The organism is Comamonas sp. SY3 (assembly GCF_041730275.1).
In the GTDB taxonomy this organism is placed as follows: domain Bacteria; phylum Pseudomonadota; class Gammaproteobacteria; order Burkholderiales; family Burkholderiaceae_C; genus Comamonas; species Comamonas sediminis.
This window is the reverse complement of record NZ_JBGTYN010000005.1, coordinates 80,496-100,614: the sequence shown is the minus strand read 5'-3', so window position 1 is coordinate 100,614 and position 20,119 is coordinate 80,496. Positions and strand designations below refer to the sequence as shown.

The 20,119-nt window shown below is 64.5% G+C and carries 17 protein-coding genes and 1 pseudogene; 3 read left to right on the top strand and 15 right to left on the bottom strand.

The genetic code is table 11. From position 1 onward, the window contains the following. Positions 1 to 87 precede the first annotated feature (87 nt). A pseudogene (locus tag ACCQ08_RS08720) lies at positions 88 to 561 on the bottom strand (IS5 family transposase); the annotation flags it as partial. Between the two features lie 929 nt (positions 562 to 1,490). Here ACCQ08_RS08720 and ACCQ08_RS08715 point away from each other — a divergent pair. Both ACCQ08_RS08715 and ACCQ08_RS08710 read left to right on the top strand, forming a co-directional pair. Further along, on the top strand, positions 1,491 to 2,264 hold the full coding sequence (locus ACCQ08_RS08715) for an enoyl-CoA hydratase/isomerase family protein (RefSeq protein WP_021028139.1): 774 nt from the start codon (positions 1,491 to 1,493) through the stop codon (positions 2,262 to 2,264). A gap of 353 nt (positions 2,265 to 2,617) precedes the next feature. After that, complete coding sequence (locus ACCQ08_RS08710; protein WP_373449633.1) at positions 2,618 to 3,265, top strand: TetR/AcrR family transcriptional regulator; 648 nt, start codon at positions 2,618 to 2,620, stop codon at positions 3,263 to 3,265. 65 nt (positions 3,266 to 3,330) lie between these two features. Here ACCQ08_RS08710 and ACCQ08_RS08705 read toward each other — a convergent pair whose 3' ends face one another. From ACCQ08_RS08705 to ACCQ08_RS08670, 8 genes are all read right to left on the bottom strand, one after another. Beyond that, positions 3,331 to 4,524 carry a porin gene (locus tag ACCQ08_RS08705; protein ID WP_312415675.1) on the bottom strand — a complete coding sequence of 398 codons (1,194 nt, stop codon included), beginning with the start codon at positions 4,522 to 4,524 and terminating at the stop codon, positions 3,331 to 3,333. A 203-nt stretch (positions 4,525 to 4,727) separates the two neighbouring features. Next, a complete protein-coding gene (locus ACCQ08_RS08700; RefSeq protein ID WP_182327816.1) occupies positions 4,728 to 5,303 on the bottom strand; it encodes a nuclear transport factor 2 family protein in 576 nt (191 codons plus the stop codon). Then, positions 5,300 to 7,417 (bottom strand): acetate--CoA ligase family protein, encoded by a 2,118-nt coding sequence (locus ACCQ08_RS08695; protein WP_373449517.1) that lies wholly within the window; start codon positions 7,415 to 7,417, stop codon positions 5,300 to 5,302. The genes ACCQ08_RS08700 and ACCQ08_RS08695 overlap by 4 nt, the downstream gene beginning before the upstream one ends. Positions 7,418 to 7,428: 11 nt before the next feature. Continuing rightward, positions 7,429 to 8,580 carry an acyl-CoA dehydrogenase family protein gene (locus tag ACCQ08_RS08690; RefSeq protein ID WP_373449516.1) on the bottom strand — a complete coding sequence of 384 codons (1,152 nt, stop codon included), beginning with the start codon at positions 8,578 to 8,580 and terminating at the stop codon, positions 7,429 to 7,431. Between the two features lie 3 nt (positions 8,581 to 8,583). Then, positions 8,584 to 9,762 (bottom strand): acyl-CoA dehydrogenase family protein, encoded by a 1,179-nt coding sequence (locus tag ACCQ08_RS08685; RefSeq protein WP_373449515.1) that lies wholly within the window; start codon positions 9,760 to 9,762, stop codon positions 8,584 to 8,586. Positions 9,763 to 9,825: 63 nt separating this feature from the next. Next, a complete protein-coding gene (locus ACCQ08_RS08680) occupies positions 9,826 to 10,809 on the bottom strand; it encodes a Bug family tripartite tricarboxylate transporter substrate binding protein (protein ID WP_373449514.1) in 984 nt (327 codons plus the stop codon). 52 nt (positions 10,810 to 10,861) lie between these two features. Next, positions 10,862 to 11,692, bottom strand: coding sequence for an SDR family NAD(P)-dependent oxidoreductase (locus ACCQ08_RS08675; RefSeq protein WP_373449513.1), 831 nt, complete (start codon positions 11,690 to 11,692; stop codon positions 10,862 to 10,864). Beyond that, on the bottom strand, positions 11,692 to 12,867 hold the full coding sequence (locus ACCQ08_RS08670) for an ABC transporter substrate-binding protein (RefSeq protein ID WP_373449512.1): 1,176 nt from the start codon (positions 12,865 to 12,867) through the stop codon (positions 11,692 to 11,694). The genes ACCQ08_RS08675 and ACCQ08_RS08670 overlap by 1 nt, the downstream gene beginning before the upstream one ends. Before the next feature lie 326 nt (positions 12,868 to 13,193). On the opposite strand from ACCQ08_RS08670, the gene ACCQ08_RS08665 reads away from it, so the two are divergent. After that, the gene (locus ACCQ08_RS08665; protein WP_373449511.1) at positions 13,194 to 13,751 is read left to right on the top strand and encodes a GNAT family N-acetyltransferase; all 558 of its coding nucleotides are present in this window, start codon (positions 13,194 to 13,196) and stop codon (positions 13,749 to 13,751) included. Between the two features lie 143 nt (positions 13,752 to 13,894). On the opposite strand, the gene ACCQ08_RS08660 is transcribed toward ACCQ08_RS08665, so the two are convergent. The 6 genes from ACCQ08_RS08660 to ACCQ08_RS08635 form a co-directional block, all read right to left on the bottom strand. Further along, positions 13,895 to 14,518, bottom strand: a complete 624-nt coding sequence (locus tag ACCQ08_RS08660; RefSeq protein WP_239812571.1) for an ANTAR domain-containing response regulator — start codon at positions 14,516 to 14,518, stop codon at positions 13,895 to 13,897. A gap of 2 nt (positions 14,519 to 14,520) precedes the next feature. Continuing rightward, the gene (locus ACCQ08_RS08655; RefSeq protein ID WP_373449510.1) at positions 14,521 to 15,666 is read right to left on the bottom strand and encodes a transporter substrate-binding domain-containing protein; all 1,146 of its coding nucleotides are present in this window, start codon (positions 15,664 to 15,666) and stop codon (positions 14,521 to 14,523) included. 141 nt (positions 15,667 to 15,807) lie between these two features. Continuing rightward, on the bottom strand, positions 15,808 to 17,610 hold the full coding sequence (locus tag ACCQ08_RS08650; RefSeq protein WP_373449509.1) for a nitric oxide reductase activation protein NorD: 1,803 nt from the start codon (positions 17,608 to 17,610) through the stop codon (positions 15,808 to 15,810). A 13-nt stretch (positions 17,611 to 17,623) separates the two neighbouring features. Beyond that, the gene (locus ACCQ08_RS08645; protein WP_373449508.1) at positions 17,624 to 18,466 is read right to left on the bottom strand and encodes a CbbQ/NirQ/NorQ/GpvN family protein; all 843 of its coding nucleotides are present in this window, start codon (positions 18,464 to 18,466) and stop codon (positions 17,624 to 17,626) included. Positions 18,467 to 18,471: 5 nt separating this feature from the next. Further along, positions 18,472 to 18,954, bottom strand: coding sequence for an AmiS/UreI family transporter (locus ACCQ08_RS08640; protein WP_373449507.1), 483 nt, complete (start codon positions 18,952 to 18,954; stop codon positions 18,472 to 18,474). A 75-nt stretch (positions 18,955 to 19,029) separates the two neighbouring features. Further along, positions 19,030 to 20,067 carry an aliphatic amidase gene (locus tag ACCQ08_RS08635; RefSeq protein ID WP_373449506.1) on the bottom strand — a complete coding sequence of 346 codons (1,038 nt, stop codon included), beginning with the start codon at positions 20,065 to 20,067 and terminating at the stop codon, positions 19,030 to 19,032. Positions 20,068 to 20,119: the final 52 nt, after the last annotated feature.

The window sequence follows — 20,119 nt, the reverse complement described above, 5'->3', positions numbered from 1 at the left end:
AAGCCACTTGATTGCGATAAAGAGCAGAAGGCGAGAAAGATGCTGAGGAAGGCCTGTGCAAATTGCCAACACATATGCTTAGACCGGCTAATACAACTGTTCGACGAATCGCGAACAAATGATGGCAGCGGCCAACATGAGCGGTGCGTGGTGGATGTCCAGCCTACGCTCGAAGCGGATACGCAGCTTGCCAAAGCCGGCAAACCATGCATGGGTTCTCTCCACCATCCAGCGATGTTTACCCAGGCGCTTGCTGCTTTCGATGCCCCGCCTGGCAATCCTGCTTGATATGCCATGGCTGCGCAGGTGCGCTCGGCATCTCGCGTAGCTATAGCCCTTGTCCGCATGCAGCTTCGAGGGCCAGCGCCGCGGCCTTCCGCGCAGTCCCTTGACTGCTGGGAGTGCATCGATGCACTTTTCGAACATCATGGAGTCGTGCCGACTGGCGCCACTGACCAGCATCACCAAAGGAATACCCCAGGCGTCTACGACCATGTGCCGCTTGGTGCCGAGCTTGCCTCGATACGTTTCCAGGCCCCCCGAGGGCTGGGCACTTGCAGCGGCGCGGTCCTCCCTCGGCTGAGGCCGTGAAGGCAGGAATCAGGGGCGGCAGTTGTTGCCACAGCTCTTTGCTAACAGGGCGTCAGGACATGAGCTATCAAGCGTACCGCTCTTGGTCCAAGTTTCGGCCAGTCGTGTTAGCCGCACTAAATCGGCACGTGAAAAGTGCTGCAAGGGGCTTGTAGCTTACTTTTGTCGCGTGCATTCTGAAATAATAAATTCAGCCATGAAACCCGTCGCCCTTCCTGTGTTACGCGCCGCACGGTTGCTGAATCATGGCCGTGAGCACATTCGTTCCAAACACTATAGCTTGCGCACGTAGTGGGGCCATGCCATGGGTTCCGTACATCGGTAGATGACGGCTTTGTAGCTTTGCCTTAACCGGCTGCTCCGGGTCGGTAGCACCAGTTCGCAGCTTAGAAGAGCTGTCGTTCATGTTGTCTGGCGCACTCCGATGCAGCCACCTACCGGTTTGAGGTACACAGCAGACGTCTAGTCAGATAGAAGGTCAACGTCTGGTATTGGCGGCAGCGGTCAAAGGCTTGCCAAATCTCAGCGGCTGCATCCAGCCTGAAGCGGCCTCCAGCAGCCATGACTTACAGGGCCACTTATGGCCCACGAATGTACTTAGAACACCGCAAACTAGCTGCGGACACTAGCGTGCCAACGACGAATGCGAGTTCCCTGAAGCCTCTAAACGCGCATACGTCCAGTTCAAATCATGGCGCGAAAAAAATCAAATATCTTCAAGCGTTGGCGCGCATAGCCACCCAGACGACACCCTGCTTTGCCCCTCCTGCAGTGACCCCAATCACCTGAGCGACACCCCCACCCCTCCCCCGTACCAACCCGCTTGAGCCCTCCGCCGTTATTCGCTAATATTTACTTGCCGACCGGTAAATTACTAGTATTCAACCAGGAGACCCTGCATGGCCTACAACACGCTCATCGTCGACATCAAGGACAAGATTGCCGTTGTCACCCTCAACCGCCCGCCCGTCAACGCGCAGAACAAGGAGTTCCGCAACGAGATCATGGAGCTGTTTGACGAGCTGTCTGACCGCGACGATGTAGCCTGCATCGTGCTCACCGGCACGGGCAAGGTGTTCTCGGCCGGTGCCGACATTCGCGAGCGCCCCAACCTGGCGGGTGAGCCCGGTGCCTATGGCCGCCACAACCGCCTGGTGCGCGAGTCGAACAACGCGATCATGGAATGCTCCAAGCCCATCATTGCGGCGATCAATGGGCCAGCGCTGGGGGCTGGCTTTGGGCTGGTGATGGCTTCGGACATCTGGGTGGCCTCGGAAGATGCCTATTTCTCGATGCCTGAAATCAATGTGGGCCTGGCGGGGGGTGTCACCTTCCTGCAGCGCTATTTCAGCCAGTCGCGCGCACGCCGCATGTTCTTTACCGGCATGAAGGTGTCGGCGCAAGAGATGTACCGCCTGGGCCTGATCGAGGCCTGCCTGCCCGCCGACCAGCTGATGCCCTATGCGATGGAGATGGCGCGCGAGATTGCCTCCAAGAGCCCTATTGCCTTGCGCCTGGCCAAGGAGGCTGCGCGCATGACCCTGCTGATGCCCACGCGTGATGCCTACCGCTACGAGCAAGGCAACACCGTGGCGCTGTCCAAGACGGAAGACACGCGCGAGGCGCAGCAGGCATTTTTGGAAAAGCGCGAGCCGGTCTACAAGGGCCGCTGAGACCAGCCGGGAGCCGCTAAGAGCCGCTGACACAAGCCTTGATAGGTTATTGCCTCGCCGGCTGCGCCCTGCCTTGCCGGGGGCGGCGAGCTTCCATCGCAAACCTTCCGTTTGCTGGGTCCTGTTAGCGGCTCTCAATCCCACGTGCCGAGAATCATCGATGGCTGCCGCCCCTGGGCTACAACACCGGGGCAACGCAGCCTTTGCGCCCCCTCCCGACAGCGTCGGGCTGGGCCCGGTGGATGGATGATTTTCGTTGAACTATGATGGTGCCACCGCCCAGAAGCCACAAGCCGCCGGGTGCGGATCGGCCGTCTCCCGGGCGATATCAGCGCACATAAATTTTGGTGACTATGCAAAAAAACACGACGAAAACCTCCGACGCCCCCGAAGAAGGCAGCAGCACGCGCATGCGTGTGGAAGACCGGAAAGAGCAACTGATAGAAATAGCGATGCGGCTGTTTGCCACCAAGGGCTTTGACGGCACCTCGCTGCGCGACATTGCTGAAGAGGCCCAGATCACCAAGGCCGCGCTGTACTACCACTTCCCCAACAAGGATGCGCTCTACGAAAGCATCCTGGTCGATGGCATGCGCACCCTCGTCAACTACGTGTCTGCCGCCATGGGCAAGGTGACCAGCCCCGAAGCCAAGGTGCGCGAGTTCATGCTGTCCTCGGCAGACTATATGGAGCGCAACCGCGACTCCTGGATCGCCGGCTCCAACATGTTCTGGTTTGGCGACAATGCCAAGCCCCGTACCGAGAACCTGGCCCTGCGTGACCAGTATGAAAAACTGCTGCGCGACGCGATCCAGCAAGCTGTGGACAGCCAGGTGTTCCAGAAGGTGGACCCCACTATTGCCAGCCGCATGCTGCTGGCCGTGCTGAACCAGCTGCCCCGCTGGCACTCGCCCACCGGGCGGCTCAGCACCCGCCAGGTGGTGCAGCAGTACATTGACATGATTTTCCAGGGGCTGCTGGCTAGCAATCCAACACGCTAAAGCTACTCCCCATAAAAAGGGCCCAGGCGCTGCAAACGCCTGGGCCTTGTTGCTTTCGCCTGCCGTTAGAAGCTGTGGATGATGCCCACCCGGTAGGCATTGCTGTTGCCATTGTTGGTAAAGCCCGCAGCGGTCACCGCGCCGGTCAAGGTGTAGCCAGCACCGTTCTTGTTCTTCACATAGCCATAGTCGGTGTACAAGGTAGTGCGCTTGGACATGGGGTACAGGTAGGCCACGCCGTACTGGCGCGCATCGCGGTTCAGCGGGCCGGTGTCGTTCAGGTCGATGGCGTTGAGCAGCAAGGTGCCAGGGCCGAGCTTGACCGAGGCGCCGATCGAGAAGCTGCGGTCGTCCTGGCCTTCGTAGTAGCCGACCGAGGGGAAGCCGGCGAGCTGGCCGCTGTTGTCCAGGCCGGTGTTCACGGTCGGCGTGATGGCCGCGCCGGGGTTCTTGAAGGTGGCAAACGAGCCAAACAGCTTGAAGGCCTTGAAGTCATAGGCCAGCGCCGAGTTGAAATAGCGCGTCGCCGATCCATCGGTGGGGTTGGTCATGCGCGTGGCCGATACCGCTGCGCTCCAGGCATCGTTCTTGTAGAACAGCGCCAGGGTGTACTGGTGGGCACGGTGCTCGATGTCGATGTTCTGGCGCGTGTACTCGCTGATGGTGTAGGCCGCCTTGCCGATAAAGCCACCGATCGACGGGCTCTGGTAGAGGATGTTGTTGTTCTGCCGGCCGGGCGATGGCTGGATGCCCTGCAGGTTGCCGCCGCCGCCCAGGCCAAAGGGGTCACCCACGGCCTGCACCTCGGTCGGCAGCGATGCCAGGGTACGGCCCATGCGCAGCTCGCCAAAGTTGCCGGTCAGGCTGATCAGCGAGCCCCGGCCAAAGGCCTTGGCGCCAAAGCCCTGGTTTTGCTGCTGCGCGCCGTTGGAGGTGTTGATACCCATCTCCAGCTGGAAGTTGGCGCGCAGGCCGCCGCCCAAGTCCTCGCTGCCCTTGAAGCCCAGGCGCGAGCCCATCATGTGGCCGCTTTCCAGCTTGGTGGCGCGCTGGCCTTGCATCGATACGCTGGCCACGCTGCTGTCGATCAGGCCATAGACCTGCACCGAGCTGCTGCTGCCCAGCGCCAGCCCCCCGGCTGGCGAGGTAATCTGCTTAAGCTCCTGGGTCTGCGCGGTTTGCGCCGCTGCGCCCCCGGCCGCCGTGGTAGCGATGAGTGCTGCAAGCAGCGGATGAAGTCTGGGCTTGTTGGCTTTCATGGTTTGTCTCCTGTAGTACTTTTGGAAAGACGTGGTCGGGCCTGGCCCCATGCACGACCACGGTGAAAACGCTTTGCTGTTTTTTAGACCGAGCAGATCCGCACCGCGCTAGGTACGCAGTGAGAAAGAAAGTCCCTGCAGTCAGATGCAGGGGCAGAAGGGGCGGACGCGATCCGCCAGATGGAGCGCGGTTAGCGGCGCGGCTATGGGCTAGCGGGCATGGCCACCTCGCGCATCAACGCGTACCAGGGGTCGTCAGGCGCCCTGGCGCCAATAGGCAGGCGCCGGCCAAAGCGCGTGGCTTCGTCCTGCGTGGGCGCGGCCCAGATGTCCTGCCAGTCGTAGACCACCACGCGCTTGGCCACCCGCCATTCGCGCGCGGCGGTGGCCGTGGCGCGGCAGGTGAACAGATCGACATAGCGGCCGCACAAGAAAGTGGCGCGCGGCGCGCCAGCGGCATCGGTGTCCGTCTGGTAGGCCAGAAAATACGCCTCCACCGCTGCGGCATCGCCGTTCAGGTGGATGGACAGGTTGGCGATGTTGTGGATGTAGCGCCCCTTGGCCAGCTGGGGCAGCGCTGCCTGGATAAAGCCTTCCGCACTGCCCTGGTAGGCGCCATGTCGGTCCGTGGCATCGGGCCAGTAGGCGGCGCGCAGGGCCGCTTCGTCGCCCCGGTCAATGCCCCGGCAGTAGGAGTAGAGGGCTTCGCGGATCGCCTCGCGGTCGCTCAGGGCCTGGAGCCGCGCCTCCAGTTGGGCCAGCCGTGCTTCGCTGCTCATGGCTGTTCCTCCTGCGCGGGCAGCTCGATCACCGCATCCAGGCACATAGCACCCTGGGTGCGCACCATCAGCGGGTTGATGTCCACGCTCTGGATGCTGTCGGCATGCTGCACCGCAAACTCCGACAGCCGGCACAGCGCCTGCACCAGTGCGGCTTCGTCATACTTCGGGCCGCCGCGCCAGCCGCGCAGCAGCTGGCTGGAGCGCACCGCATCGACCAGCGCCTGGGCGCGGGCTGTGGTCAGCGGCGCCGATGCCAGCGCCACATCCTGGAACAGCTCCACCGCCGTGCCGCCGCTGCCATACATCACCATCTGGCCAAAGGTCGGGTCGCGGTGCAGGCCCAGGATCACCTCCACGCCGCCACTGAGCATCGGAGCGATCAACACGCCCTCCAGGCGGGCATCGGGCCGCGCTGTGCGGGCGCGGTCCATCAAGGTACCAAAGGCGCGTTCGACGGCAGCGGCATCCTGCAGATTGAGCATCACGCCGCCGACCTCGGTCTTGTGCGCGATGTCGGGTGAGACGATCTTGGCCACCACCGGGAAACCGACTTCTGCCGCTGCTGCGGCCGCCTGGGCAGCGGTGCTGCACAGGTACTCCGGCGGCACCGGCAGGCCGGCGGCCGACAGCGCCCGCTTGGCGCCGCTTTCGGTATGCACATCGTCCAGCGCCAACGCGGGCGCGGCAGGCTGCGCGCTGCCGGGCAGCTGGTACAGCGTCTGCCTGCGCTGGCGGATCTTGGCCAGGCCGGCAACGGCGCGCACGGCGCGGGTCGGGTCCTCAAACACGGCCACACCCTGCTGCTCCAGCGCGCTGCGCACCTGGGGCAAGGCCAGCATCACCAGGATAGTGAGGCGCTCGCGGTGCTGCGCGGCCAGCGCGGCAATCTCTTGCTGGGTGCTGGCAAAGCGCTCGGGCGACAGGCCCACATGGGCCAGGTAGCCCAGCACCGCGCCATAGCGTGTGTGCTCCAGCATCACACCCAGCGTGCGCGCGGTGCCACTGGCCACCGAGGTGACCTGGGCCGTCATGTCCAGCGGGTTGGCGGCCACCGCAAAAGGCAGCAGCGCCAGGGTCGCCTCGCGGGCGGGGGCAGGCAACGGTGGAAGCTCCATGCCCTGGGCGCCCGCCTCGTCGGCCATCAGCACGCCGATGCCGCCCGAGCCGGTGAAGACACCCAGCTCGTCATTGGCTGGCAGCACGCCGCTGACGGTGTAGAGGTAGGCGATGTCCAGCATCTCCTCGATGGACTCGGGCCGCAGGGCGCCGCATTCGCGGAACACCGTGTCGTAGACCTTGTCGTTGCCGGCCAGCGAGCCGGTATGGGTGGAGGCAGCAGCGGCACCCAGCTCGGTGCGCCCTACCTTCATGATCAGCACCGGCTTGCCGGCGTGGGCCGCCTTGAGCAGGGCGCGGCGCAGGCGGTTGCCGTCGCGGCAGGATTCGACCGCCGCGCAGATGATGCGGGTGTCCGGGTCGTCGGCCAGGTAGTCGATGCTCTCGGCCACATCAACATCGGCCTCATTGCCGGTGGCGATGATCTTGCTGAAACCCAGGCCACGCAAGGTGGCCAGGCCATAGGCGGCCGAGCCAAAGGCGCCGCTTTGCGTGGCCAGCGAGATGGCGCCCGGCCGGGGCTGGGCGCCGTTGAGAAAGGTCGAGAAGGTCGAGAAAAAGCGCGCCGGCACATTCAGCAGGCCCAGCGAGTTGGGGCCCAGCATGCGCACACCGGCTGCGCGGCACAGGCCGACCATGCGGTCCTGCAGCGCGCGGCCGGCTGCATCAATCTCGGCAAAGCCGGCCGTCATCACCTGGATGGCCTTGACGCCCTTGGCAATGGCATCGCGCACGGCCTCTTCCACCCCGGCCACCGGCACGCAGATGATGGCCTGGTCGACCGGGAACGGAATATCCGACACCTTTTGGTAGGACTGCAGGCCCTGGATCAGCGCGCCGCTGCGGTTGACCGGGTAGATGGGCGCGGCAAAGCCGGCTTCGAGCATGAAGCGCAGCGGCCGGCCGCCAATGCGCTCCGGATCGGACGAGGCGCCGACCAGCGCCACCGAACGGGGGTGGAACAAGGCGTCGAGGGACGAAGATGCGTGGCTCATGGCGGGTCCTCTCAGGCGCGGGCGGCGGTAGGTGCCGATTCAGCAGCGACTTCAGCCGCGATCTCGGCGGCCATGCCGGCGGCCAGGCTGTCGAGCTGCTCGTAGCGGTCGCCCCACTGCAGGCTGCAGCCTATCGCATGCATGGCCAGGCGGGCCGCAGGCAGCTCGCGCGACATGCCAATGCCGCCATGCAGCTGGATCGCCGACTCGCCCACCTGGCGGGCCGCGATCGACAGGTAGTGCTTGAGCAGCGCCACTGCATGCGCGTCACCATCCCCCAGGTCAAAGGACACGACGCGCTCGCGCACCATGCCGCGCACGCTCTCATAGGCCACATACATCTCTACCGTGCGGTGGCGCAGCGCCTGGAAGGTGGACAACTGCACGCCAAACTGCTGGCGCGTGTTCAGGTACTCGATGGTCTGCTCCACCATCGCGCCAATGGCGCCTACGATCTGCGCGCAGCAGACCAGCGCGCCCACGGTACCGGCGCGCTCGGCAGCAGCCACTGCCGCCCGGCCCCGTTGCAGCACGGCGCTGGCGGGCAGGCGCGTGGCCTTCAGCGCCAGGTCGGCCGTCACGCGGCCATCGTGGCCAGCCCAACTTTGCAGGCTCCCGCCCAGCTGGTCGCGGCTGGCCAGCAGCAGCAAGGCTTCGCCAGCAGCGCTGCGGGCCAGGAAGAGCAGATGGCTGGCCGGCTCGCTCAGGTCGATGCCGCGCAGGCTGCCCTGCAGTTGCACGCCTTCGGCATCGACCATCGCCGTCAGGTTGCAGCTGCCGTCATGCGTAAAAACCGGGGCGATCGAGACTTCACCAGCGGCCAGCAGCCCCAGCATCTGCGCCACATCGTCGCGGCGGGGGATGGCGCCCAGCACCGCTGGCACCACGGCGCAGCGTGCAACCAGCGGCGTGGTCAGGCCATAGCGGCCAGCGGCCTCTGCGATGGAGGCCACATCGGCGAAGGTCGAGCCCGCGCCGCCACTGGCCTCGGGCACCAGGACGGCTTGCCAGCCGAGCTCCAAAAACTGCTGCCAGCTGTCACTGGCCTGGTCGGAGGCCTGGGCTTCGGTCAGCGCGGCATTCACCGCCTGGGCATCAGCGGCCACCCGCAGCGTTGTGTCGTACAGGTCGCCCGGAAACATGGGAGAGGCTTGAAAAGGCATGGGTCAGGCTCCAAAGATATCGCGTGCAATCACGTTTTTTTGTACTTCGCTGGTACCACCGGCCAGGGTGCGCGAGCGGTAGAAGAGGTAGGTGTGGATCAGCTCGCGCTTCAGTTCCACATCGGCGGGGCTGCCCTCGGGCAGGCTTGGAATCAGGCGCGCCGCGTAGCCGGGGCTCATGTCAAAGGCGATGCCGATGATCTGCTGGGCCAGGTCGGAGCAGAACAGCTTGAGCGCCGAGGATTTGGACGAGGCCAGGGTGCCCTGCATCTCTTCGTCGATGGCGCTGATCAGCATCTCCTTGGCGCCAGCCACAGCCGCCTGCGCCAGGAACAGACGCTCCAGCAGCATGTGCTGGCTGGCGCCCTGTTGCGTACGGCCGCGCTCGCGCAGCGGCTGCTCGATCTGCTCGAGCAGGCGCACCAGGCGCGGCACGGTGGCCGGCGACAGGCGCTCGCGGTCGAGCAGGAACTTGGCGCAGGCCCAGCCGCCGCCCTCTTCGCCAATCAGGTTGGCCACGGGCACGCGCACATCGCGCAAGAACACCTCGTTGACATGGTGCCAGTGGTCAATCGTCGGGATGGGGCGCACCTCGATGCCGGGCGTGTCCATCGGCACCAGCAGCAAGGAGATACCAGCCTGCTTCTTGCCCTCCTTGGAGGTGCGCACGAGGGTGTACATCATGTCGGCCTCCTGCGCATGGGAGGTCCAGATCTTCTGGCCGTTGATGACGTAGTCATCGCCATCGCGCACCGCTGCGGTGCGCAGCGAGGCCAGGTCGGAGCCGGCGCCGGGCTCGGAGTAGCCCTGGCACCACCATTCGCTGCCGTCCACAATGCGTGGCAGGTAGCGCTCCTTTTGCGCGGGCGTGCCAAAGTGCATGATCACCGGGCCGATATGGCCGATGCCATGGTGGTAGAGCGGCGGGCAGTCTTCCTGCGCCATCACTTCTTCAAACAGGTAGCGCTGCTGCATGTCCCAGCCAGTGCCGCCCCACTCGATCGGCCAATTGGGCGCGCTCCAGCCCTTGCGCTGCAGGATCTTGGCCCACGCGCTCATCTCGGCGCGGCCCAGCTTCTCGTTGGCGCGGACCTTGGCTTTCAGCGCGGGCGGGCATTGCTGCTGCGCAAAGTCGCGCAGGGTTTGTCGAAAGTCGGCATAGGGATCGGTGGTTGCTGTCATGTTTCCGGGTTCAAGGTCAAATCAAACGACAAGGGGTTGGCAGGGGCTGAGGGCCCCCTGCCCTCATTCCTGGGTAATGTGCTTTTCTCGGATCACGGCGGCCCAGCGCGGGCGCTGTGCATCCAGGTAGGCCGTGAAGTCTTCGGGGCCGAGCAGGTGCAGTTCGCCACCAGGGCGGGTGACGCCCTCGGCCACCGTGGGCACTTCCACCACCGCGCGCAGAACGCGGTAGATGCGCTGCTGCAGGGCTGCGGGCACCTTGGCGGGCATGAAGAAGCCAAAGAAGCTGCTGCAGCTGTAGCGCTTGAGCTCGGGTGCCGACGATTGGGAGAACGGGGTCAGCGGCAGTGCGCTGCGCACGGGTTTGTCACTGGCAACGCCCAGCACCTTCATGCGCCCGGCCTGTACGTAGCTCACCGAGCTGGGTGCATCCAGCAACGCAGCCACCTCGCCGGCCATCAACGCATTCAAGGCCGGCGCATTGCCCCGGTAGGGCGCGTGGATGATGTGCGCGCCCACGGCCGAGGCCAGCATCTCGGCACAGATATGCGGGCTGGAGCCCACGCCCGATGACGCGAAGGCCACCTTGCCATCATTGGCGCGCATATAGCTGGCGAACTCGGCCAGGTTGTTGGCGGGCACCTGCTTGCCGACATAGAGCACGCTGGGCGACTCGGACACCATCATCAGCGGCTTGAGGTCCTGCGGGTCATAGGGCAGCCGGGCCATCATCAGCGGGTTGGTCAGGTAGCCCAGGCTGCTCAGCAGCAAGGTGTGGCCATCGGCGGGGGCCCGGGCGACCAGGGCCGTGCCAATCGTGGTGCCGCCGCCGGGGCGGTTGTCGATCACCACCGGCTTGCCCCATTTCTCGGCCAGCACCGGCGCAATGGCGCGGGCCACCTGGTCGGTAAAACCGCCGGCCGCATAGGGCACGACGATGGTGACCTGCTTGTCAGGGAACTCCGCCGCCTGCACCACCGCCCCGGCCCAGGCGCCGATGAGCACGCCCCAGCTGGCGGCCCGCTTGAATTTTTGAGAGATAGACACGGCAGGTCTCCATCACACAATACGTTGTTGCTATGGGCTGGCCAACTGCGGCCTAGCCAGCGGCAGCGGCCTGGGGCAAGCGGCGCTGCGCCGCCTGGTCCTGCCAGGCCTGTTGGGGCAGCGAGGCCATCATCGTGTGGGCCAGCCCGCCATCCACCACCAGCTCGGCGCCGTTGATGTAGGCGGCCGCATCGCTCAGCAAGAAGCTGACGGCACCGGCTATATCGCCGGGCTCACCAATGCGGCGCAGCGGCACGCGCTGCTCGCGGTGGGCCTTGGCGGCCGGGTCGGCATACGCCAGCGCAGTACCGGGAGTGGCAATCAAACCGGGCGAGAGCGCATTGGTGCGGACACCCAGCGGCCCCCACTCGGTCGCCAGCTGGCGCACCAGCATCAGCGCTGCCGCCTTGCTGGCGCTGTAGGCGCCCAGTGGTGGTGTGGCATGGCTGGCCGATACCGAGGTGATGACCACGATGCTGCCGCCACTGGCACGCAGCGGCGCCAGGGCGGCCTGGGCCAGCAGCAACGGCGCACGGGCATTGAGCGCAAAGGTCCGGTCCCAGTCGGCGACGGGGTAATCGCTCAAAGCCCCGGGAAAGGCCGCGCCGGCATTGCTGACCAGGCCATCGAGCCCGCCCCAGTGCTGCACGGCAGCAGCCACCGCCTGGGCGGCAAAGTCCAGCCCCGACAGGTCACCCGCCAGCACCTGGACCTGGGCGCCCAGCGCTTGCAGCTCGGCGGCCAGCGCATCCAGCTCGGCCGCATGCTGGTCCAGCAGGGTCAGCTGCGCCCTACCGCCCTGGTCCAGGGCGTCTTGGGCCAGGCGCAGCGCAATGGCGCGGCCAATGCCGCGTGCGGCACCGGTGACGAGGGTGCGGCCCATCACTGCCCCTTGAGCAGGTCGCAGACGCTTTCGGAGGCGGGGCGCCAGGCGTCTTCCGGCGCGATGGTGCCGATGATCTTGTAGTAGTCGAACTTGGCCTTGGACTCCGCCGGGGTCTTGACCTGCACCGCATAGAGCGGCCGCAGCACCTGGCCATCGGCCCGCACCTTGACCTGCTTGGAGAAGAAGTCGTTGACCGGCAGCTCGCGGATCTTGGCCGCCACGGCCTTGCCCTCGTCGGTACCGGCGGCCTGCACCGCCTGCAGGTAGTGCGTGGTGGCGCTGTAGGCACCGGCCATCAGGTAGGTGGGCGCGCCATTGTTGTAGCGCGCCATGAAGCGCTTGGACCAGGCCCGGGTCTCGTCGTTCTGGTCCCAGTAGAAGGGCAGCGCCAGCTGCAGGCCCTGGGCCACATCCAGGCCCATGGCGGTGACGCTGTTGATCGTCATGCCAAACACCGCTACCTTCTGGCCGCCCCGGGCAATGCGGTATTCAGCCGCTTGCTTGAGTGCGTTGGACAGATCCAGCCCCGCGTTGATGATGACAATCGCCTCGGCACCGCTGGCCTGCGCCTGCAGCAGGTAGGACGAGAAATCGGCCGTGCCCAGTGGATGGCGCGTGACCCCGGCCACCTTGCCGCCACCTTCTTTGATAAAGCGCGTGGCCTCATCCAGGTAGGCCTGGCCAAAGGCGTAGTCGACCGCGATGAAGTAGAAGCTCTTGACGCCTTGCTTCAGCAGCGCCTTCACCCCCGCCTTGGGCATCGCGTAGGAGTCGGCAACGAAGTTGAAATTCATCGGCGAGCAGGCCTTGTTCGTCAGGTCGGCCGTCGTGGTGCCTGCGATCAGGTAGGGCTTGCTGCGCTCCTTCATCAGCTGGGCCACCGTCAGCGCGATCGACGAGGCGGAGTTGCCGACGATCGTGTCGAACTTCTCCACATCCAGCCAGCGGCGGGTGATGCTCAGGCCAATGTCGGGCTTGTTCTGGTCATCGGCCACCACCACCTCGATGGGCTTGCCCAGCACCTTGCCACCAAAGTCCTCGACCGCCATCTTGACGGCCAGCGCATGGCCGGGACCGCCGTTGCCCGAGTAAGGCCCCGTCTGGTCCCCCATCACACCAATGCGGACCACGTCATCACTGACCTGGGCCCAGGAAGCAGACGGTGCGGTCATGGCCGCCAATAACGACAAAAGCAATGCATGCGGGCGTACAGATTTCACGTTGTCTCCTTGATCAGCTCTTTTTTTGCGATGAACCGTGTCTTTGGCCGGCCGTCCAGATCTTGGTGTTGGACTACATACCTGCCGACAGGTAAATAGTACAAACAAAAGCCTGAATGGCTTTCAGTGCTAACCCTTGGTCGCTGGGAGGGGTGTGTTTTTGCCCGGGGTGGATGGGGCTTGGGGTACGGCGCACAGGCTATGCTGGCTGGCATCCAAGGCCTGAGAAGCGCCACAGGCGCCCTGCGCTCGGCTTTGTTCAACCCATGAAAGCGCCGATGTTCCCTACCAGTGTCGACACCCCCATCCCAACACCCCGCCTGAGCTTGCGCCTAGCCGGCCCCGGCGATGGCCAAGCCGTTTACGCTGCCGTCGTAGAAAGCCTGGACAGCCTGCGCGCCTGGCCCACCTCGCTGCCCTGGGCACTGTATGAGCCATCGGCATCCGCCTCTGAAGACTTCTGCCTGGCCAGCATGCGTGACCGCGAAAACGGCACGGGCCTGGCCTTTCTGGTGTGGGACCACCAGCAGCGATTGGTCGGCAGCGTGGGCCTGCACACGATCCGCTGGGACATTCCCAGCATGGAGATGGGTTTTTGGATGCGCAGTGGCATGCACCGAAACGGATTTGCGAAGGAAGCGGTCACGGCCGTCCTGCACTTGGCGTTCACGCATTTGAAAGCGCGGCGGGTGTTTGCGCGCACCGATGAAGACAACGCTGGCAGCCGTGCGACCTGCGCCAGTGCGGGGATGCTGCTGGAGGGCGTGATGAAAAATGAGCGCATCACCCCTTCGGGGCAGTTGAGGAACGGCTGTGTCTATGCCTCTACACGGTAGCCGGCGAGTGCTGTAATGGGCCGGCGGCGGGCTGGGCAGATGGGCTGCTGCGAGCTGTCAGCCTCGCCTAGGTGGCATGCGGCCACGGCCATCTCTGCAGCAGACCGAGGCTTCTCCACGCCCCCCACAACCTTGGCTTGCAACTACTCGGGCTTGCCTTTCATCCCCAACAATTCGCTCGCGCCGATGATGGCCTGGGCGATCTCTTCGACGGATACGCGCTTTTTCATGGCCTGCTCGCGCAGCATTTCGTAGGCGCGGTCTTCACTGACCTGGTGGGTGGCGATGAGGATGGCTTTGGCGTCGGTCACACGGCGTTGGCCCAGCAGCTTGTTTTGCAGTTTGTGCACGTGCTGCTGCATTTGCCGGTGCTCCTTGTGGATCTGCCGCGCAACGACCAAGGTGGAGAGCAGGCCAAAGGAGCGTATCGGCGAAGGCAGGACGGCCTGGGCCTTGAGCTCCAGCACGGCAGACACGATGGTGGGGTTTTCATAGTTCACCACCGCGACCAGGGCGGGCGCCTGCTCGCCGCTCGCCCACGGCATGAGCAGGTGTAAAAAATCAGGGCGTACCGCCAACAGCACGATATCCGGGTCGCCCGGCAGCTGCTGCACCGGTGGCCAGACGCTGCGTACCTGGCAGCCGATACGCTGGAGCTGCTGGGCCAGCAGCAAGCCATCGGCATCATCGGGGTGCATCAGGATGATGTTCAGTTGCCGCAGCTCTTTGAGGTGCTGCGAGGTGGCGCGGGGCTGCTGCTGGTTCACGCTCAGACCTCGGTCTTCACCGTCCAGTCGCCCAGGGAATGGGTGACCAGATAAGGGTCAGGCGATACCGCGCGTTTGGCCTCGCGCAGAATGCTGAACGCTCCTTGCGCATTGGCCCGGCCAATGCGGGGGTAGACCCAGGTGTGGTGGTTGCCGGGATCGATGCGCACACGCCCCTGCGGGGCATCAAACTCGCTGCCCAGCAGGTGAGGCAGCAACTCGCTGATGGTGTCGCTGCCCGAGCGGCGAAAGGCATTGGCGAACATGTGCATCTGGAAATAGGAGGCTTCCCAGCACAGATTGGGGCGGCAGTCATCGCCGAACAGCCGTTTGAGGTGGGCCAGGCAGCGCTGGTTGGCAGCAGACTGGATCGACTGGAAATAAGGCGCCGAGGTGATGTGGCCGGCTGCGATGTCAAAGCCCATTTGTCCGATCTCGGCCTCCGACGTCGTGAGGCTGCAAATGGGCATTTCCTTGGTGTCGAACCCGGCATCGGCATAGGCGCGGTAGAGCTTGGCGGTGGAGTCGCCGACCACCGTGGAAAAGATGAAGTCAGGGCGTTTCTGGCGCACATCGTCCATGACGGTCTGGTAGTCCTGCTCGGTGGCCGTCAGCGGCAGGTAGCGCTCGCCGAGAATTTCGCCCTCGGGGTGCTGCAGAACCAATTCGCGCAGTATGCGGTTGGATTCATACGGGTAGATGTAGTCCGAGCCGATGAGGTACACACGCGCACCAAAGCTGCTGGTCATGAAATCGGCCAACTGCACGCTGTTCTGGTTGGGGGCGGCGCCGGTGTAGATGATGTTCGCCGAGAACTCGAAGCCTTCGTAGAGCGTGGGGTAGAACAAGAGCTTGTTCCATTTCTCGACCACGGGCAGCACGGCCTTGCGGCTGCTGGACATATAGCAGCCAAAGATGGTGTTGACGCGGTCGTGCATGATCAACTGCTCGGCCAGGCGTGCGTACTCGGCAGGATTGGACGCCGGGTCATAGCGCACGGCCACCAGCTCACGCCCAAGAACGCCGCCGGCGTTGTTGATTTCGTCGATGGCCAGCAGGCTGCCCTGCAGCTGCGATTGACCGATGGTGGACGTGGTGCCAGTTTCCGAAAAAAGAATGCCGACGCGCAAGGGATCGTTGTTTGCCAAAACCTGTCTCCTGGTCTGTCCCGCACCCCTGCGCTGTGCAGTGGAGCGGGCACGGTGAAATGGCTGCAAGCCAGCCAGCTTAGCGCAACTGCGGGCGCTGGCATGCCTGTCCTGTGCCAGGCTGGACAGCGCCCTGCGCATCTAGCGCCCAGCGGCCAGGCGCGCGCTCATCCTGGTCAGGCGCGGCACCAGTTGCGCGGCGTCGTCCGCGATGTCATAACCCCGCCAGCCGAAGATGTGGCGCACATAGGCATCGGCCTGGGCATCGACGGCCAGACAGCAAACGCGCACACCGGCACGCTTGGCTTCCTGAACCGCATGCCGCGCGTCTTCGATCAGGTAGCGCTTGTCGTGTACATCGATATCGTGGGGCGCGCCATCGGTGACCACCAACAGGCTGCGCTGCCCTTCGGGTTCATGGCGCAGCAAGCTGCTGGCGTGGCGCAGCGCCGCGCCCATGCGGGTGGAAAAGCGCCCGCGCACCGCCTGGATCATCGCGGCCGTGGCGCGGCTGTGCCCTTGGCCAAAATCCAGCAAGCGGTAGTAGTTGACTTCGGCACGGGTGTTGGACGAGAACGCATGGATGGCCAGGCGCTCAGCGCTGCGCGAGCTGGCCTGCGCCAGCAACAATGCGGCCTGCTTTTCCAAAGCCAGCAGGCTCTGGCCCTGGGGGCCTAGGTCGTTGACCGATTCGGAAATGTCGAGCAGCACCAACATGCTGCCAGGGCGTGGGCCCTTGCCGGCGCGCATGAAAAGGCGCGGATCGGGGCGCAGCTGCATACGCATGTCCACCTGCACCTCGATGGCTGCATTGAGGTCCAGCGCATCGCCCTCCCACTGGCGGCGAAGCCGGTGGTGCCGGTCGAGGATGTGGGGATGGCGCAGCGCCAGACGGTCAACACGGGTGGTACTGGAGGGGCGCGGGCCGCCGATCTCGCTCAGCCCCTGCCATGCGGGGAGTTTTTCGATCACCTGGCACCAGTCGTGCTTCATCTGCTCGCGCTGGCAGTCCCATTCCGGGTAGTGAAAGCGGGCGATCTCGAACTCTTCGGCCGCCTGGGGCGTTTGCGCCGGCTCGGGTGGCTGTTGCGCGTCTCTAGGGCGCGCCGCCTGCAGTTGCGCGGCGGCCTGGGGCAGATGCAAGGCCTCGTCCTGGTTGTCTTCGGATTCGGGATGCGCCCAGAGGTAGCTGTTGTCATCCCGGTAGAGCGTGGGCCCGGCGTAGTGCTGTGGATCCATCCGCACGCGCATCTGGCCAAGGTCATTGGCGAGGATGGAGGAAATGGCGCGGAATGCCGCATAGTCTTCCAGTCCATGCCGGTGCACCGTGTCTTCAAAAAGCTGCTGCGCCTTGTGCACCCAGTGGTTGGCGCTACCGCTGTCCACCTGCAACAAGATCCGGTCCAGCCGCGCGATGAAGGCGGTGAAACCCAGGTCTTCCGCCTCGGGCTCTGGCGCGATCTGCGCCTGGAACCAGGGGCGTGCGCCGGGGTAGTCGCGCAGCAACAGGCGCTCGGCGCGGGCGTCTTCTATCGCCGAGACGATCGCCAGGCCCATGGGCTTCAAGGCCTGGCTCGGCTGGCGCGCGGGTGAATGCAGCAGATGCGCCGCAGCATGCGCCACCATCGCGGTGTGCCGGTGGATACGTTCAGCGTCGGGCAGACCGTGCAGCGGTGGCAGCACCAAGCGCACCGCATTGGAAGACGCCCCCTCGTCTGCAGCCAGCACAATGGCGCGCTGCGCAGAGGCGGGTCGGGCCGCTGCGCCACCCAGCGGCCCTCCCGCCTGCTGACGCGGGCTGGCAGCCTGCAACGGATGGACTTGCACCTGCGTCAACGCCAGACAGGATGCCAGCCTGGCCAGGCGCTCGAAAGCGGGTGTGCCGTCGTCGATCCAGGTGGTGGCGGAGCGCTCGCTGTACAGAGGCGCGGATGTTGGGGCCATGGCGGTGTGCTTCCTAGTTACCAAATTTGGCATGCACGAGTTTCTTCAGCGCCTCGGTGGTGGCGGGGTCATCCGTCAAGGCCTGGGTGATGGTCATGTCGCAGCTGTCGGCGGGCGATACACCATCGCGCATCAGCAAGCCGGCATAGATGAGCATGCGGGTGGAGGCGCCTTCATCCAGGCCATGGTGCTTGAGCGCGCGCGTGCTGTGGGCCAGCGCGACCAAGCGCTCGGCCTGCGCATGGTCTATGCCCGCTTCGTGCGCGACGATGTCGGCCTCGGTGGCAAGGTCGGGGTAGTCAAACTCCAGCGCGGCAAATCGCTGCCGCGTCGAGGGCTTCATGTCCTTGGCGCTGCTCTGGTAGCCGGGGTTGTAGGAGACCACCAGCTGAAAATCCGGATGGGCGTGCACGACCTCCCCTTTCTTGTCGAGCGGAAGCACGCGGCGCGCGTCGGTCAGCGGATGGATGACGACCGTCGTGTCCTGCCGTGCCTCCACGACCTCGTCGAGGTAGCAGATGGCACCGTAGCGCACCGCCATGGTGAGCGGCCCGTCGTGCCAGGCCGTGCCATCGGGATCGAGCAGGTAGCGGCCGACCAGGTCAGAGGCGGTCATGTCTTCGTTGCAGGCCAGCGTGATGAGCGGGCGCCGAAGCGCCCAGGCCATGCGCTCGACAAAGCGCGTCTTTCCGCATCCGGTCGGCCCTTTCAGAATCAGCGGCATACGGTGCCGGTAGGCCTGTTCGTAAAGCGCGATCTCATTGCGCGCGGGCCGGTAAAACGGCTCTTGGGCCAGGCGGTACCCGGCCAGCGGGTCGTCGCCGCGAGCGGCTAGCAGAGGGTCTTTTGCGTTCATCATGTTCACCATTTCCCCGTCAACAACATCAAACCTGGAATCCAGCAGGTCACAATGCCCACCAGCACCGTGTAGGCCGCCAGAAAGCGCAGTTGCTTGCCCAACCCCAGCGCAAGAAAGAAGAAAAACCACAGACTCGACCAGACCAGCCACATGGCGATGACGCGGACATCACCCGCAGTGGCGGCAAAGGCCAGCGCGCTGACCGCTACAAACAGACAGTACCAACCCAGGCCAACGCCCTTGAGGGCCCACCACTGCACCACCGCCAGGTACAGGTAGGTGAAAGCAAAAAGCAGGCCGCCTGCGGCATCGAAAAAGTCAGGGTCGGTGTCCGCACGCAGAATGCCTACGGCATTGAGGAACAAAGCCAGCAAACCCACGAGCAGATTGACCGGCGCAGAGTCCCGCGCATCCATGCGGCCGCTCAGCCCCACACCGTTGACGATCAGCACGACGCCAATGAAAAAAAGCGCAATACCCAGCATGCTTGTCTCCTTGTTTTTTTATCGGATGGCATGGCTGCGCGCTACCGGGCGGCCATGCCCACTGGGGTACAGGCTTTAGCGGTGCTGGGGCGCTTCGTGCGGAATCCCTTCTATGGGGCATTCAGGGGTGCCCACTGTCGTGCGCGTGAACGACTCGACCATCTCGCGCGTTCCCTCGGGGTCGTTGACCCACTGGCTGTAGAAGCTGTAGGGGCAGGCGGCAACGCCCTTGTCGCCATCGCCTGAATTGATGGTGCCGGTGTAGCCCCGGTGCACCAATTTGAAGAGGTGGTTCTGCGACTGGCCGTTCTTGCGGGCGTCGCGAATCAGCGATTTGGACAGCTCGGCATACTGGATGCCCATTTCCTCTTCACCCGTCTCGCCCAGGGTGCGGCCGTCAAAACCGATGATGGCCGAGTGCCCGAAATAGGAGTAGACCCCGTCAAAGCCCGCCGCATTGGCCACGGCCACGTAGGTGTTGTTCATGAACGCCATGGCCTTGGACACCATGATCTGCTGCTCTTTGGCCGGGTACATATAGCCTTGGCAGCGGACGATCAGCTCGGCGCCGCGCATCGCACAATCGCGCCAGATCTCGGGGTAGTTGCCATCGTCGCAGATGATCAGGCTGATCTTCATGCCCTTGGGGCCTTCGCTGACATAGGTGCAGTCGCCGGGATACCAGCCTTCGATAGGCACCCAGGGCATGATCTTGCGGTATTTCTGCACGATCTCGCCCTGGTTGTTCATGAGGATCAGGGTGTTGTAGGGCGCCTTGTTGGGGTGCTCTTCATGGCGTTCTCCGGTGAGCGAGAAAATCCCCCAGACATTGGCATTGCGGCAGGCATCGGCAAAGATGGCCGTCTCTTCACCGGGAATGGCCGAAGCGGTCTCGTACATCTCCTTGGCGTCGTACATGATGCCGTGCGTCGAATACTCGGGGAACACCACCAGGTCCATGCCCGGCAGCCCTCGCTTCATGCCCACTACCATGTCTGCGATCTTGCGGCAGTTGTCCAGCACCTCGGCCTTGGTGTGCAGGCGGGGCATCTTGTAGTTGACGACGGCAACCCCTACGCAATCATTGCTGCTCGAAATATCTCCATGTCTCATGGCTGTGCTCCAGGTTGGTGAGAGAAAAGTGCGACTGGTCCGGCGGACAGCA